At 74.4% G+C, this 10,911-nt stretch carries 24 protein-coding genes; all 24 read left to right on the forward strand.

Annotated elements, in window-relative coordinates:
* The first annotated feature begins 2 nt into the window (after positions 1-2).
* The 24 genes from ACQP1N_RS18445 to ACQP1N_RS18560 all read left to right on the forward strand — a co-directional run bounded on the left by ACQP1N_RS18445 (position 3) and on the right by ACQP1N_RS18560 (position 10,766).
* Positions 3-275, forward strand: coding sequence for a hypothetical protein (locus ACQP1N_RS18445; protein WP_433225497.1), 273 nt, complete (start codon positions 3-5; stop codon positions 273-275).
* Positions 272-568, forward strand: coding sequence for a hypothetical protein (locus ACQP1N_RS18450; RefSeq protein ID WP_433225499.1), 297 nt, complete (start codon positions 272-274; stop codon positions 566-568). Before ACQP1N_RS18445 ends, ACQP1N_RS18450 begins: the two co-directional genes overlap by 4 nt.
* The gene (locus ACQP1N_RS18455) at positions 565-1,023 is read left to right on the forward strand and encodes a hypothetical protein (protein WP_433225501.1); all 459 of its coding nucleotides are present in this window, start codon (positions 565-567) and stop codon (positions 1,021-1,023) included. The genes ACQP1N_RS18450 and ACQP1N_RS18455 overlap by 4 nt, the downstream gene beginning before the upstream one ends.
* Positions 1,020-1,961, forward strand: coding sequence for a DNA cytosine methyltransferase (locus tag ACQP1N_RS18460; RefSeq protein WP_433225503.1), 942 nt, complete (start codon positions 1,020-1,022; stop codon positions 1,959-1,961). The genes ACQP1N_RS18455 and ACQP1N_RS18460 overlap by 4 nt, the downstream gene beginning before the upstream one ends.
* On the forward strand, positions 1,958-2,242 hold the full coding sequence (locus ACQP1N_RS18465) for a hypothetical protein (protein ID WP_433225505.1): 285 nt from the start codon (positions 1,958-1,960) through the stop codon (positions 2,240-2,242). Before ACQP1N_RS18460 ends, ACQP1N_RS18465 begins: the two co-directional genes overlap by 4 nt.
* Entirely contained in the window at positions 2,235-2,411 is a 177-nt protein-coding gene (locus ACQP1N_RS18470; RefSeq protein WP_433225507.1) for a hypothetical protein, read from the forward strand. Before ACQP1N_RS18465 ends, ACQP1N_RS18470 begins: the two co-directional genes overlap by 8 nt.
* Positions 2,408-2,875, forward strand: coding sequence for an XF1762 family protein (locus ACQP1N_RS18475; RefSeq protein WP_433225509.1), 468 nt, complete (start codon positions 2,408-2,410; stop codon positions 2,873-2,875). The genes ACQP1N_RS18470 and ACQP1N_RS18475 overlap by 4 nt, the downstream gene beginning before the upstream one ends.
* Positions 2,872-3,015 (forward strand): hypothetical protein, encoded by a 144-nt coding sequence (locus ACQP1N_RS18480; RefSeq protein ID WP_433225511.1) that lies wholly within the window; start codon positions 2,872-2,874, stop codon positions 3,013-3,015. Before ACQP1N_RS18475 ends, ACQP1N_RS18480 begins: the two co-directional genes overlap by 4 nt.
* Positions 3,008-3,529 carry a hypothetical protein gene (locus ACQP1N_RS18485; RefSeq protein WP_433225513.1) on the forward strand — a complete coding sequence of 174 codons (522 nt, stop codon included), beginning with the start codon at positions 3,008-3,010 and terminating at the stop codon, positions 3,527-3,529. Before ACQP1N_RS18480 ends, ACQP1N_RS18485 begins: the two co-directional genes overlap by 8 nt.
* A complete protein-coding gene (locus ACQP1N_RS18490) occupies positions 3,526-4,116 on the forward strand; it encodes a hypothetical protein (RefSeq protein ID WP_433225515.1) in 591 nt (196 codons plus the stop codon). Before ACQP1N_RS18485 ends, ACQP1N_RS18490 begins: the two co-directional genes overlap by 4 nt.
* The gene (locus ACQP1N_RS18495; RefSeq protein WP_433225517.1) at positions 4,113-4,277 is read left to right on the forward strand and encodes a hypothetical protein; all 165 of its coding nucleotides are present in this window, start codon (positions 4,113-4,115) and stop codon (positions 4,275-4,277) included. Before ACQP1N_RS18490 ends, ACQP1N_RS18495 begins: the two co-directional genes overlap by 4 nt.
* On the forward strand, positions 4,274-4,666 hold the full coding sequence (locus tag ACQP1N_RS18500) for an HIT family protein (protein WP_433225519.1): 393 nt from the start codon (positions 4,274-4,276) through the stop codon (positions 4,664-4,666). Before ACQP1N_RS18495 ends, ACQP1N_RS18500 begins: the two co-directional genes overlap by 4 nt.
* A gap of 147 nt (positions 4,667-4,813) precedes the next feature.
* Complete coding sequence (locus ACQP1N_RS18505; protein ID WP_433225520.1) at positions 4,814-5,407, forward strand: WYL domain-containing protein; 594 nt, start codon at positions 4,814-4,816, stop codon at positions 5,405-5,407.
* A gap of 29 nt (positions 5,408-5,436) precedes the next feature.
* Positions 5,437-6,552, forward strand: a complete 1,116-nt coding sequence (locus ACQP1N_RS18510) for a DUF932 domain-containing protein (RefSeq protein WP_433225522.1) — start codon at positions 5,437-5,439, stop codon at positions 6,550-6,552.
* Between the two features lie 84 nt (positions 6,553-6,636).
* Positions 6,637-6,882 carry a hypothetical protein gene (locus ACQP1N_RS18515; RefSeq protein ID WP_433225524.1) on the forward strand — a complete coding sequence of 82 codons (246 nt, stop codon included), beginning with the start codon at positions 6,637-6,639 and terminating at the stop codon, positions 6,880-6,882.
* Positions 6,883-6,956: 74 nt separating this feature from the next.
* Positions 6,957-7,187: a hypothetical protein gene (locus ACQP1N_RS18520; protein WP_433225526.1), complete on the forward strand. Its 231-nt coding sequence runs from the start codon at positions 6,957-6,959 to the stop codon at positions 7,185-7,187.
* Positions 7,188-7,251: 64 nt separating this feature from the next.
* Positions 7,252-7,878 (forward strand): hypothetical protein, encoded by a 627-nt coding sequence (locus ACQP1N_RS18525; RefSeq protein WP_433225528.1) that lies wholly within the window; start codon positions 7,252-7,254, stop codon positions 7,876-7,878.
* A complete protein-coding gene (locus ACQP1N_RS18530; RefSeq protein WP_433225530.1) occupies positions 7,875-8,630 on the forward strand; it encodes a hypothetical protein in 756 nt (251 codons plus the stop codon). The genes ACQP1N_RS18525 and ACQP1N_RS18530 overlap by 4 nt, the downstream gene beginning before the upstream one ends.
* Positions 8,627-9,139 carry a hypothetical protein gene (locus ACQP1N_RS18535; protein ID WP_433225532.1) on the forward strand — a complete coding sequence of 171 codons (513 nt, stop codon included), beginning with the start codon at positions 8,627-8,629 and terminating at the stop codon, positions 9,137-9,139. Before ACQP1N_RS18530 ends, ACQP1N_RS18535 begins: the two co-directional genes overlap by 4 nt.
* On the forward strand, positions 9,132-9,359 hold the full coding sequence (locus ACQP1N_RS18540) for a hypothetical protein (protein ID WP_433225534.1): 228 nt from the start codon (positions 9,132-9,134) through the stop codon (positions 9,357-9,359). Before ACQP1N_RS18535 ends, ACQP1N_RS18540 begins: the two co-directional genes overlap by 8 nt.
* Positions 9,352-9,768 carry a hypothetical protein gene (locus ACQP1N_RS18545; protein ID WP_433225536.1) on the forward strand — a complete coding sequence of 139 codons (417 nt, stop codon included), beginning with the start codon at positions 9,352-9,354 and terminating at the stop codon, positions 9,766-9,768. Before ACQP1N_RS18540 ends, ACQP1N_RS18545 begins: the two co-directional genes overlap by 8 nt.
* Positions 9,761-10,174 (forward strand): hypothetical protein, encoded by a 414-nt coding sequence (locus ACQP1N_RS18550; protein WP_433225538.1) that lies wholly within the window; start codon positions 9,761-9,763, stop codon positions 10,172-10,174. The genes ACQP1N_RS18545 and ACQP1N_RS18550 overlap by 8 nt, the downstream gene beginning before the upstream one ends.
* Complete coding sequence (locus tag ACQP1N_RS18555; protein WP_433225540.1) at positions 10,171-10,545, forward strand: DUF6292 family protein; 375 nt, start codon at positions 10,171-10,173, stop codon at positions 10,543-10,545. Before ACQP1N_RS18550 ends, ACQP1N_RS18555 begins: the two co-directional genes overlap by 4 nt.
* Complete coding sequence (locus ACQP1N_RS18560; protein ID WP_433225542.1) at positions 10,542-10,766, forward strand: hypothetical protein; 225 nt, start codon at positions 10,542-10,544, stop codon at positions 10,764-10,766. The genes ACQP1N_RS18555 and ACQP1N_RS18560 overlap by 4 nt, the downstream gene beginning before the upstream one ends.
* Positions 10,767-10,911: the final 145 nt, after the last annotated feature.

The following is a 10,911-nucleotide window of genomic DNA, read 5'->3' on the forward strand; positions in this document are numbered from 1 at the left end:
CCGTGAACGGGGCCGAAGTGATGCGCGCCGGCCTCGACGGCATGCGCGCCGACGTCGCGGGTGCCCCCGTCTGCCTGGTGGATCAGGGACGCGGCGAGCCGTGCATGGCCGAGGCCACCGTCGTCCTGGAAGCCGGGTGTGTACACGAGCACGTGTTCACCGAACGGATGTGCGAGCCCTGTGCGGCGAGCGTCGAGGCCGGGAAGGCAACGTGCTTCTCGTGCGAGGAGTCCGACGGCCACGCCTGCACGCTGATGGGGCGGAGGCGGCCATGAGCATCCGCGCGATCCACTCCGGCTACTACGACGGGCGCCCGCGCGCCGGCCAGGTCCGCCGCCTCCACGTCATCCGGGAGGACGGCCCCAAGCCGGGCGAGAACGCCATGTGCGGCCAGGGTGTGTGGCCGACGACGAACGCCACGCCCGTCGTCCTTGACTCGATGCCGCCCCGGCCGCCGGACGGGCTGGAGTGGTGCCCGCACTGCCTCGGGCGTCTCGCCGAGCGGCTCGGCGCACTGCCGTGGCTCGGCGAGCAACTCGCCCGATGGGTCAGGGAGGGAACCCCGTGAACTTCGACGACGACGCGCTGCTTGCCGCGGTCGACCTGGTGGGCCGCACCGGCGCGACCAACTTCCAGATCGGCTACCTGCACGACGGGGTGCCCGCCGACCAGGCCGGCTGGTATGCGCACGCGCAGTACCGGGGTGCCCGCATCACCGCCGAGGACCACAGGCATCCGGTCGAGGCGGCCGAGGCGCTCGCGCGGCGCCTGCTGGACGGCGCGAAGTGCGCGCACTGCGGTGGCCTGGTCGCCCTGTCGGACGACGGCGCCATGGCCTACAACACCCGCCTGGTGGACGGCACCAGGTGGACGGTCGAGCAGGCCACCGCCGCCGGACTGTGCCACTGGAGGCGGGTCGGTCCTCGATGGGAGCGCGGCTGCGAGCAGCGCAACCCGTCCCGCTCGTCGAAGGTGCCGCGTCGGCAGCCCAAGCGGACCACCCGGAAGGGACGGCGGTCATGAGCATCCTCACGCCCCCCGATCTCGACGGCTGGACGGCCCGCCCGTCCGGGCTACTCGTGCGGGACGAGGCCGCGCCGCACCCACAGCCCAAGCCGGTCGCAATCGACTGCTTCGCCGGCGCCGGCGGGTTCTCGCTCGGCTTCAAGCAGGCCGGCTGGCATGTCGCGGCCGCCGTCGAATGGGACCTCACCGCCGCCGCCACCTACCTGTGCAACCTCGGCGGCCCGGACACGATCGTCCACGTCAACGAGCCCGACCGGATCAAGAACTGGGATGCCCTGCAGGGCGACGACCAGCGCCGCTGGGTCCGGGCCGGGGCCTCTGCGGGGTTCGGTCGCGCGGGGTCCGGCTGGATCGCCACCTCCGATCACCGTAAATGCCGAGCGCTCGACACCCACGCCGACCTCACCACGGGCTATTGCGTCTCGTGCCACTGGACGCCGGATCGGTGCGGCTGCGCGGTCTGCGTCGACGCCGAACCCTGTGAGCACTTCTGGGTCGCCGACGTCCAGTGCCTGACCGGCGGAGAGATTCTCGACGCGCTCGACATGCGGCCCGGCGAGGTCGGCGCCGTGATCGGCGGCCCGCCCTGCCAGGGGTTCTCCATGGCAGGGCGGCGCGACGTGATGGACCCCCGCAACTCGCTCGTGTTCGACTTCGCCCGGCTGATCCTGGAGATCAGACCGCAGACGATGGTGATGGAGAACGTCGTCGGGATCCAGAACATGGTCACGCCGGAGGGCGTCCCGGTGGTCGATATGTTCTGCCGGATCCTCGCCGACGGCGACTACGCCCCGTACGAGGCGCTGAAGCGGTCGATGGAGGGTATGCCCGGCGCCCGCGCTGCCGTCCGCGCGCCGGCGACGAAGGCGAAGCCCGCCGCCCGCGAGGACCCGGACGAGCGGCAGCTCGGGTTCGACTTCGAGGTGACGCCATGACCGACAAACCCGAGGTCGACCGGCACCACGAGCGGGCGGTCGCCGCCGTCGCGCACCTGCTGCGCGGACGCCTGCTGCCCGGTATGGACGCCGACCACATCGCCCGCCAGGCGCTCGATCTGCTGCACGGCGACCACGACTACCGGCGGGTGCCGCGATCCCCCCGCATCCCCGACCAGGGCCGCAAGGACCCGCGGACCGCGATCCGCGGCGCCGAGGAGGCCCGCAAGCTGCTCGCCGAACGGCGGCGGGCCAGAGAGCAAGGAGATCACGATGGTTGACCCGTCCTGGCGGAGGGCCCGCGCGTGCGGGGCGTCCAACACCTGCGTCGAGGTCCGCGAACGCATCGCCAACGCCATCGAGGCCGAACTTGAAGCCGACGGAGACGGATCGTCCTGGGACGGCGGCATGTCCAACGCCGCCCGCATCGCACGAGGGGAGAACTGGTGACCGGGGACCGCACGCCCGGCCTGCGCATCGTGCCCATGCGGTTCACCGACGCCTGCGGGTTCGTCGCCATGTGGCACCGCCACCACGGCGCGCCCGTCGGCTGCAAGTTCTGCGTCGGCGTGGCCGACGACGCGAACGTCCTGCGCGGTGTCGCGATCGTCGGCCGTCCCGTCGCGCGTTTCCTCGACAACGGCCTCACTCTGGAGGTCACCCGCACCGCGGCCGACGGCACTCCGAACGTGAACTCCATGCTGTACGGCGCGGCCTGGCGTGCCGCGAAGGCCCTCGGCTACCGCCGCCTGATCACCTACACCCAGCACGGCGAGACCGGCGCCAGCCTCCGCGCAGCTGCATGGCGCGTCGTCGCCGAACGGCCCGCCCGCCCCGGCTGGACCTGCCCGTCCCGACCCCGCGCTGCAACCGGCACCGAAGGAATCCCCCGCACCCTCTGGGAGGCATCGTGACCCTGCCCGACGACTGGATCTGCCCGAGCCGCGAGCGCTGCCTGTGCGGCTCCATCTGCGAGGCGCGCGAGGCCATGGACCCGCCCGAGCCGATCTTCTTCCCTGGAGAGGCGTACGCGGAGGATGCGGGCGATGCCTGACCGCACGCCCGGCCTGCGCGAGCGGCTCGCCGAAGCGCTCAACGAGTGGACGCTCAACGCGGCGGGCGCGTCGCGCACGTCCCCGCCGGTCCACCCGCGCACCCTGGAGAACCTTTACGCGAACTCCCTCGCCCGCGCCGATGCCGTCCTGCCCGTCGTCGAGGCCGAGACCGCCGCACTCCGCCAGCGCGCCGAGAAGGCCGAACGGCAGCGGGACGAAGCCGACCGGCGGCACCTGGGCCTGGTGCAGGGCCTGCAGATCGAGCTGCGCGCCGCGGTCAAGGCGCTCGGTGAGGCCGAGCGCGAACGGGACGCGGCCAAGGCCGACGCGGAGCACCTCGACGAACTCCTGATCACCGAACGAGCGATCACCCGCCAGCACCAGCTACGCGGCGATCACGCCGTGGCCGCCGTCGGGCGGGTGCGGGAGGCCATCCGCGACCTCACGTGGGAGCACGCCATGGTGCCGGTCCGCCACATCCGCGCCGCCCTCGCCCGGCCGGAGGGGACATGAGCGGCTGTCCCCGGACCGGCACCGACCGCGCGTTCCGCCGGCTGGCGCGCCTCGGCGCCGACCCTGCCGCCACCCTGGACGACCCGCCGGACGTCACGGCCGAGCTGCCCCCGGTGCCCGAGGAAGCGCCACGGCACGGCCGGCACCGCGCCCCCGCCCGCCTCACCCGCGACCGCGTCGCGTTCGGGATCACCGCCGCGGCGCTGGCCGCCACGGCCGCCCTGGGGGCGGTGATGCTCGCCGGGGGCGGAGACGACCGGCGGCCGGGCGTGACGAGCGTGCCGGCGCCCACGGCGGGCGAGCCGGAGGAGGCGCCGTCGTCCGTGCACCCCTCCCGCATCCTGCCGCCGCCCGCCCCGGCCAAGTCACGCAAGCCGAAGCGGACGCCGAGCAAGAGCCCCACGCCCACTCCGGCGCGGACGGTGACCGTGACGCCGACGCCACAACGCAGCCACTCCCCCGCCCTGCCGTCCCCGTCGCCGACCCTGACGCGGAGCGAGAACCCGCCCCCGCCACCGCCGCCGTGCACCGACGGCGAGGACCCCGGCATGCCGCCGACCTGCACACCGACCGAGGAGGCCGAATGATCTGCCCGTCCTGCCGCAACCGGCGCCACGAGGAGTGCCGTGGCGGCACGTGGTGCTGCTGCCGGCATCGGCCGGGCCGCGCCGTCGAGCGTCCCGCCTCGGCGGCGGCCGCAGGCGCCGAGCGGCCCGCCGAGGACGCCCGACCGGCCGGTGCCCCGTGACCGGCTGCATGTTCTGCGACCGCGCCGCACAGCGGATCATCGGCGAGTCGGCGGCGTGGTACGTCCGGCTGGACAACTTCCCGGCCAATCCCGGGCATGTGCAGCTGGTCACCAAGCGGCACGTGGTCTCAGTGTTCGATCTGTACGGGGACGAGGAGGCCGAACTGCACGGCGTGCGCCTCTATGCCCGCGACCTGGTCGTGGCGCGGCTCGGTCGCGCGCCGGACGGCTGGACGATCGGGATCAATGAGGGCAAGGCCGCCGGCCGCAGCATCGATCATGTGCACGAGCATCTGATCCCCCGCTACGTCGGGGACGTCCCGGATCCGCGGGGCGGGATCCGGCAGTGCGCGCCGCACTGGGATCCGGACGCGTGGGCCCTCGGATGAGCGGAGCCCGATGACACCCACGGGTGTCATCGGGCAGGCAGCCAAAGCATGAGTGACATGCCGAAATAGGCCCGATTTTGTAGTGTTAGATGCCACACGAGGGGGTATTATTTGTAGTACGAGAAACTACTAGGTCAGGCGGGGATCATGACCGGTCAGACGTGGATCACCGGGACGGCGCTGGAGGGCGCCATCGCAGCCGAGCGGCCCGTGACGATCACCTACGAGGCCGCGTCCGGCGACCGCACGACCCGCACGATCGAGCCGTACGAGATCGCCGTGTCGGCGCGCGGCGACCTGTTCTGCCGGGCGATGGACCGCCGGAGCGGCGCCCCGCGCAGCTTCCGGCTCGACCGGATCGTGTTGCTGAGCGTCCGCGACGGCGAGTTCACGCTCGACCGGCACGCCCCTCACGTCGGTGTGGCCGACCTGATGCCGGAGATCCTCGTCCGCTACCACGGGTCGCGCGGCAGCCAGCACGGCGTCATGCGGCTGCTGGGCATCTGCGGGTGCGTCCGGTGCGCCTCCTATGGCGTCCGGTACCGGCTCGCCGAGGTCGGCAGGCATGAGGCGGCCGTGTGGTGCGTGCGCCCCACCTCGCTCACGCCGCTGGACGGCGAGACGGCCGAGACGGCCGAGGACGCCGAGGACGCCGCGCTCGCCCGCATCCGCGCCGAGATCGCGCTCGTCCCCGAGTACGACCACCGGGGCGACGCCGCCTACTGGTCGCCCGACGCCTGACCGCCCCTGCCGATCCGAAGGAGGATCACATGTCCACCGACGTCAACGCCCAGTTCAACGACCAGCGCGCCGCCGAGTTCGCGGACACCGGGGCCGTCCGGCAGGCGGACGGCACCTGGCGCGGCACCGGATGGGACGAAGGCGAGGTCCTCGGCCGCGACGGGCTGGACACCTCGACCGGCCGCGCCGCCCTGTACACCTCCACGCCCGCCTGGCACGGCCTCGGCGAGGTGGTCCCCGGCGGGATCACCGACATCGACACCGTGCTCGACCTCGGCGGGATCTCCTTCGGGGTGGACAAGCGCGCCGTCCGCTACGTCCACGACGGCGACCAGCGGATCATGGGCGGCCGGTTCGTCACCGTCCGCGACGACACCGGCGCGGCTCTCGGCGTCGTGTCCGGCAAGTACCAGGTGATCGGCAACCGGCAGATCTTCACGTTCCTGGAGGACCTGACCGCCACCTCGGGCGTGGTGTGGGAGTCGGCCGGGGCGCTGCGCGGCGGCCGGAAGGTGTTCGTCACCATGCGCGTCCCCGAGACCGTGACGATCGACCGGGGCGGGCTGGACGACGAGGTCGTCCTGTTCATCGCGATGATCAACTCCCACGACGGGCGGTCGCTGTCGGAGGCCGTCGTGACGCCGTGGCGGATCGTGTGCGGCAATACCGAGCGGTTCGCCGTCCGGGACGCCCGCGCCCGGTGGGGCATCCGGCACACCTCCGGCGCGCTGGATCGGCTGGAGGAGGCCCGCCGCACCCTCGGCCTGACCGTCCGCTACGCCGACGCGTGGGCGGCCGAGGAGACCGCGCTCGTGCGCACCGACCTCGCCGTGGCCGAGTTCCACCGGGTGATCGCGGACCTGTGGCCGGTCGACGACGACGCCCCCGTCCGCACCGTCAACGCCGCCGAACGCCGCGTCGAGACCCTCGACGCGATGTTCCGCGCCGAGACGCAGCGCGCCGGGCGCACCGCCTACGCCGCCGAGAAGGCGATCACCGACTACCTCGACCACGTCGCACCCCGGCGCCCCGGCAAGACCATGACCGAGGAGATCGCCCGCGCGACCGCCGTCCTGGAGGGCACCGACGACGAGACCAAGTCGCGCGCCCACCGGCGGCTGCTGGCCCTGACCCGCCGCCCCTGACCCGCTGACCGCACCGACCGCCGGGGCGCGGGCCACTCCCCGCCCGTGCCCGCGCCCCGGCCCCCTTCCCTCAAGGAGATCGCCATGAGCGCCACCGGCCCCGCCGCCGAGCTGGCCGCCCTGCACGCCCGCGCCGTCCGCTGGCAGGCCGGGCGCGCCGGTCTCGCCGCCCGCGAGGAGGCCGGAGACGTCCCGCACCCCTCACAGTGGGAGGCCGGCGACGACGAGGCGGCCGAGATCGCCCGCGGGCTTGCCGCGCTCGATCTCGCCGCCCTCGTGACCGCGCCCCGCCGCCCCGCCCACCCCGGGGAACGTCCCTCGATTTTGTAGTTCCGGCGTTGACAAATCCGGGACGGAGAGGGACACTATTTGTAGTAGTAGGAACTACAAAGCAGGTGATCGGAATGGCCAACCGCCAAGGACGGGACAGCGAGATCGTCGAGCTGATCAGCGAGGAGATCGCACGGACCGCCGGTGCGCTCGCCGACATGCTCGGACTGCCCGAGGACGCCGCGCTCGACCTCGCCTTCGACATGGTCATGGACGTCCTCGCCGCCGAGGCGCCCCACGTGCTGTGCGCCTACCGTCGCGGCCTCATCGCCGAACACCCCGAGATCGTCGCCCACCTGAACTGACCCCGCCCGCCGGGCGGGGAGGCCGCCACCCCTCCCCGCCCGGCCCCTCCCGGAAGGACCGGCGATGCCCGCCCGCCCCGCCAAGACCCCGGCCCCTCGGCCCGCCGCCCGCCGCGCCGCCATCGCCGCCGCCGTCGCGATCACCGGCACCGCGATCGCCGCCGCCGCGCTGATCTGGCCGTCCTCGCCGCCCGCCGGTCCCGCCGCCGCGCCCACCGCGACCAGCGCGTCCCCCGTCCCCACCTCGCCCATGCCGCCCTTGCTCTCCCCGCCCGCCGACCCCACCGACCCGGCGCCGCCCCTCCCGCCCGCCGCACCGGAACCGGCGCCCGCCGTGCCGTCCGCATCCGCGCCGCCCGTGCCCGCGCCGGTCCCGCCGCCTGCGGACCTCCCCGCACCCGCGCCGCCCGCCGCACCCCCGGCCGCCGACGGGCTGCGCCCCCCGCCCGCGCCGCCCGCGCCGCCCGCGCCGCCCGCGACGGTGTGCCCGGCCATGGCACCACCGCCGCCGCCCTCCCCCACGCCCACCGCTACGCCCACCCCGACCTCCCCCACGCCCACGCCCACGACCTCGCCCACGCCAACCGCCTCCCCGACCTCCCCCACGCCCACGACCTCGCCCACCCGTCTCACGCCCCGCCCCGTCCCCACCGATACCACGCCGACCCCCGGCTGCCGGGGATCCTCATGACCGCATTCAGCGCCCCGGCCCGCGACCTCGCCGACGTCGTGCTGCGCGTCGCTCGGTTCGCCCCCACCGAACTGAACGGCCGCCCGCCCGTCTGCAAGGGCGTCCTGCTCACGACCGTCCGGCGCGGCGGCGTGGAAGTCCTCGCCACCGACACGGGCGCCACCGGCCACGGGCGCGTCCTGGCCACCGTGACCGAGCCCGGCCGCGTCCTGGTCGACGCGACACACCTGGCCCGCATCGCCCGCCACCTGCCCGCCCCGCACGTCCGCATCGCCACCGACGGCACGACGGCCGTCATCACCTGCGGCCCCGCCACCTGGCGGCTGCTCACCATGCCCGACGAGGACTACCCCGCCGACCTCCCGCCCGCCGCCGACCTGCGCGCGGTCAGGCCGATCCCGATGGACGGGCACCAGCTCGCCCTCACGCGGGGTGAGGCGTTCGCCCGCCGCATCCGTCCCCGCCGCGCCGCCCGCCCGCCCCGCGCCACCGGCCTGTACGCCCCGTCCGGGCTGGACGTCGGCGCGCAGATCACCTGGACCCGCAAGACCGAGGACGGCCCGCAGACCGTCACCGGCCAGGTCTGGTCGGCCGCGCCCGGCACTCACGCGGTGTGGGCCCTCGCCGAAGGCGAGCCCGCCCCCGCCTACGTCCGGCCGGAGTACGCCCCCCGCCGGGGCGGACGCCCCGACCTGACCCGGCTCACCGAATGCCCGCCGCCCCCCGCCGCCCCGATGAGAGGAACCCCATGAAACCGTCCGACCCGCGCGCCCTGTCCGACCCGCGCGCCCTGTCCGACCCGCGCGCCCTGTCCGCCGGCCCGCCCCTGCTCGCCGTGCGCGACTTCCCCGTGGTCGCCCGCAACGCCCACATCACCGAAACCGACCGGACCCTCGTGACCTCCGGCCGCCTGATCCGCATCACGGTCGGCCGCCGCGCCTACTACCGCCTCGCCGACGTCATCACCGTCGCGCCCGGCGCCTACCCGCTGATCAGCGACCGCCGGCCCGACCTCGCCGGCCGGGCGCACACCGTCACCGTGGAGCGGATCGACCCCGCCACGGCCCGCGCATGGGCCCCGATCCACCACCCGGCCGAGTTGCTCGGCGCACTCGCGATCGTCGAGCGCGGCCACGGGCGCCTGACCAAGGTGTGCGCGGTCGAGCCCGACCTGGAGGACGGCGACATCGAGACCGCCGCCCGCTCCTACGCCGACGGCTACGGCGCGACCTACGTCCCGGCGGGAGGCCGCCGTGCCTGACGTCGACACCCTCAAGGCCGCGCCCAAGGCCACGGTGGTCGAGCCGGGCGCACAGATCGGCGTGTCCGTCGCCGTCCACAAGGACCTGCACACGTGGCTCCGCGACCTGGAGGCCGCCGGGACCCTGATCGGGTTCGGCTGGGAGATCCGCGGCCAGGACGCGCCGGACGACTGGCCGGGCTGGCCCATCGAGCAGGACGGAGACCGCACCGATGGCTGAGCAGATCCACGGGCACGCGCTGCCCGCCCTGGACGTTGAGGACGTCCTCGCCGACCCGGCGGGGGCGTGCCCCAACTGCATCCGGATCGTGATCGAGCGGCTCCGCGCCACCCTGGCCGAGGACCCGGACCGGGCCCAGCTCCTGCACGAGCTGGACGTCCAGCGCGCCGCCATGGCCACGATGCTCGCCGACGAGCGGCAGATGGCCGCCGCGCACACGCAGACCCGCGCCGCGCTCGACGCCGCCCGCGAGCAGGTGGCGCACGTCCGCGCCCAGCTGCTCACCGAGGAGGCGCGCATGCTCGACGCCCGCGCGCACGTCAACCCGCGCGCCAAGCGCAGCCTGGACGCCGCGGCCCGCAGGCTCCGCAAGCTCGCCACCGACCTGGACGGAGAGAACCGTGCCTGACCCGATGACCCCCGAGCGGCCACGGTGCGGAACGCCGTGCCTGAAGCACGCCCACGCCTGCGACCGCAGCCCCCGTCACATCGGCTTCCACCGCGACGTCCAGCAGGCGGGCGAGCACACCTGTGAGTGGGACACGCCGACCCCGAAGGACTTCCCCGCGGTGATGGCCGCGCTGCGGAGCGCCCGCGCCGAGCTGGCCGAAGCGAACTTCATGATCGGCCGCCAGACGGCTGCGCTCGCCAAGGCTCAGAAGGCCGATGCCGAGCAGGGTCACCTCGCCGGGCTGGTGAAGCGCGTCCGTAGCTACGCCAAGGACGGCTGCCTCGGCTCTAAGAGCACCATCTACAACCGCGTCGGACAGGACCTCCTGACGATCGTCGGCGACGGGACGGAGGCCGGGTCATGAGCACGCCCCTGGCCGCCTACATGGACGCCGTCACCGACGCCCTGATGGCCGCCGACGTCGGTGTGCGCGACCACTATGCCGACGAGCACGGCCCGCAGATCGGCATCGACCTCGACCCCGTCTCGGCCGTCCGGCAGCCGACGATGCTGTGGACGCCGGCGGCCGGGTGGCGGATCGCGATGCTGTGCCGGGGCGACGTCCGCCGCGCCACGCTCCGCTGGCTCGCCGCCGGGCCCGTGCCCTATCCGGCCGAGGTCGTCGCCGCCGCCGCCCGCTGGCTCGCCGACCCCGGCGCCCTCACCGGCGTCGCGCCGGTGTACGACACGGTGCCGCACCTGATCGAGCGGGCGCTCGCCGAGGCCGCACGATGACCGCACCCGCACCCCTGCCCGACACGGCACCGCCGGGCAGGGGCGACGACGACGTCGAGCACCTGTACTGCTGCGACCCGGACCGGTCACTGTGCGGGCTGGACATCTCCGGCCACGAGGACCACACGGACGAGCCCGAAAGCGAGGAGGTGTGCCCGTGGTGCAAGGCGCTCGAAGCACTCGGGCTGCCATGCGGGCCCGACTGCAAGGACGAGGCGTGAGCAAGGTCGACTCCCTCGGCGACGTGGCGAGCTTGGAGATCCACGCCCGCCCGCCCATCCTGGAAAGGATCCCGCCATGATCCCGCCGGCCCCCGCGCGCCGGCGGCCCGCCCCGCTACCCTTTGTAGGATCACCGCCTACAAGG

Source organism: Actinomadura formosensis (assembly GCF_050948385.1).
Classification (GTDB): domain Bacteria; phylum Actinomycetota; class Actinomycetes; order Streptosporangiales; family Streptosporangiaceae; genus Spirillospora; species Spirillospora formosensis.

Excerpts from the sequence above, each read along its gene's own strand:
- ACQP1N_RS18450 (WP_433225499.1), top strand. The coding sequence starts at position 272 with ATGAGCATCCGCGCGATCCACTCCGGCTACTACGACGGGCGCCCGCGC.
- ACQP1N_RS18460 (WP_433225503.1), top strand. The coding sequence starts at position 1,020 with ATGAGCATCCTCACGCCCCCCGATCTCGACGGCTGGACGGCCCGCCCG.
- ACQP1N_RS18465 (WP_433225505.1), top strand. The coding sequence starts at position 1,958 with ATGACCGACAAACCCGAGGTCGACCGGCACCACGAGCGGGCGGTCGCC.
- ACQP1N_RS18470 (WP_433225507.1), top strand. The coding sequence starts at position 2,235 with ATGGTTGACCCGTCCTGGCGGAGGGCCCGCGCGTGCGGGGCGTCCAAC.
- ACQP1N_RS18485 (WP_433225513.1), top strand. The coding sequence starts at position 3,008 with ATGCCTGACCGCACGCCCGGCCTGCGCGAGCGGCTCGCCGAAGCGCTC.
- ACQP1N_RS18490 (WP_433225515.1), top strand. The coding sequence starts at position 3,526 with ATGAGCGGCTGTCCCCGGACCGGCACCGACCGCGCGTTCCGCCGGCTG.
- ACQP1N_RS18495 (WP_433225517.1), top strand. The coding sequence starts at position 4,113 with ATGATCTGCCCGTCCTGCCGCAACCGGCGCCACGAGGAGTGCCGTGGC.
- ACQP1N_RS18505 (WP_433225520.1), top strand. The coding sequence starts at position 4,814 with ATGACCGGTCAGACGTGGATCACCGGGACGGCGCTGGAGGGCGCCATC.
- ACQP1N_RS18510 (WP_433225522.1), top strand. The coding sequence starts at position 5,437 with ATGTCCACCGACGTCAACGCCCAGTTCAACGACCAGCGCGCCGCCGAG.
- ACQP1N_RS18515 (WP_433225524.1), top strand. The coding sequence starts at position 6,637 with ATGAGCGCCACCGGCCCCGCCGCCGAGCTGGCCGCCCTGCACGCCCGC.
- ACQP1N_RS18520 (WP_433225526.1), top strand. The coding sequence starts at position 6,957 with ATGGCCAACCGCCAAGGACGGGACAGCGAGATCGTCGAGCTGATCAGC.
- ACQP1N_RS18525 (WP_433225528.1), top strand. The coding sequence starts at position 7,252 with ATGCCCGCCCGCCCCGCCAAGACCCCGGCCCCTCGGCCCGCCGCCCGC.
- ACQP1N_RS18530 (WP_433225530.1), top strand. The coding sequence starts at position 7,875 with ATGACCGCATTCAGCGCCCCGGCCCGCGACCTCGCCGACGTCGTGCTG.
- ACQP1N_RS18535 (WP_433225532.1), top strand. The coding sequence starts at position 8,627 with ATGAAACCGTCCGACCCGCGCGCCCTGTCCGACCCGCGCGCCCTGTCC.
- ACQP1N_RS18545 (WP_433225536.1), top strand. The coding sequence starts at position 9,352 with ATGGCTGAGCAGATCCACGGGCACGCGCTGCCCGCCCTGGACGTTGAG.
- ACQP1N_RS18555 (WP_433225540.1), top strand. The coding sequence starts at position 10,171 with ATGAGCACGCCCCTGGCCGCCTACATGGACGCCGTCACCGACGCCCTG.
- ACQP1N_RS18560 (WP_433225542.1), top strand. The coding sequence starts at position 10,542 with ATGACCGCACCCGCACCCCTGCCCGACACGGCACCGCCGGGCAGGGGC.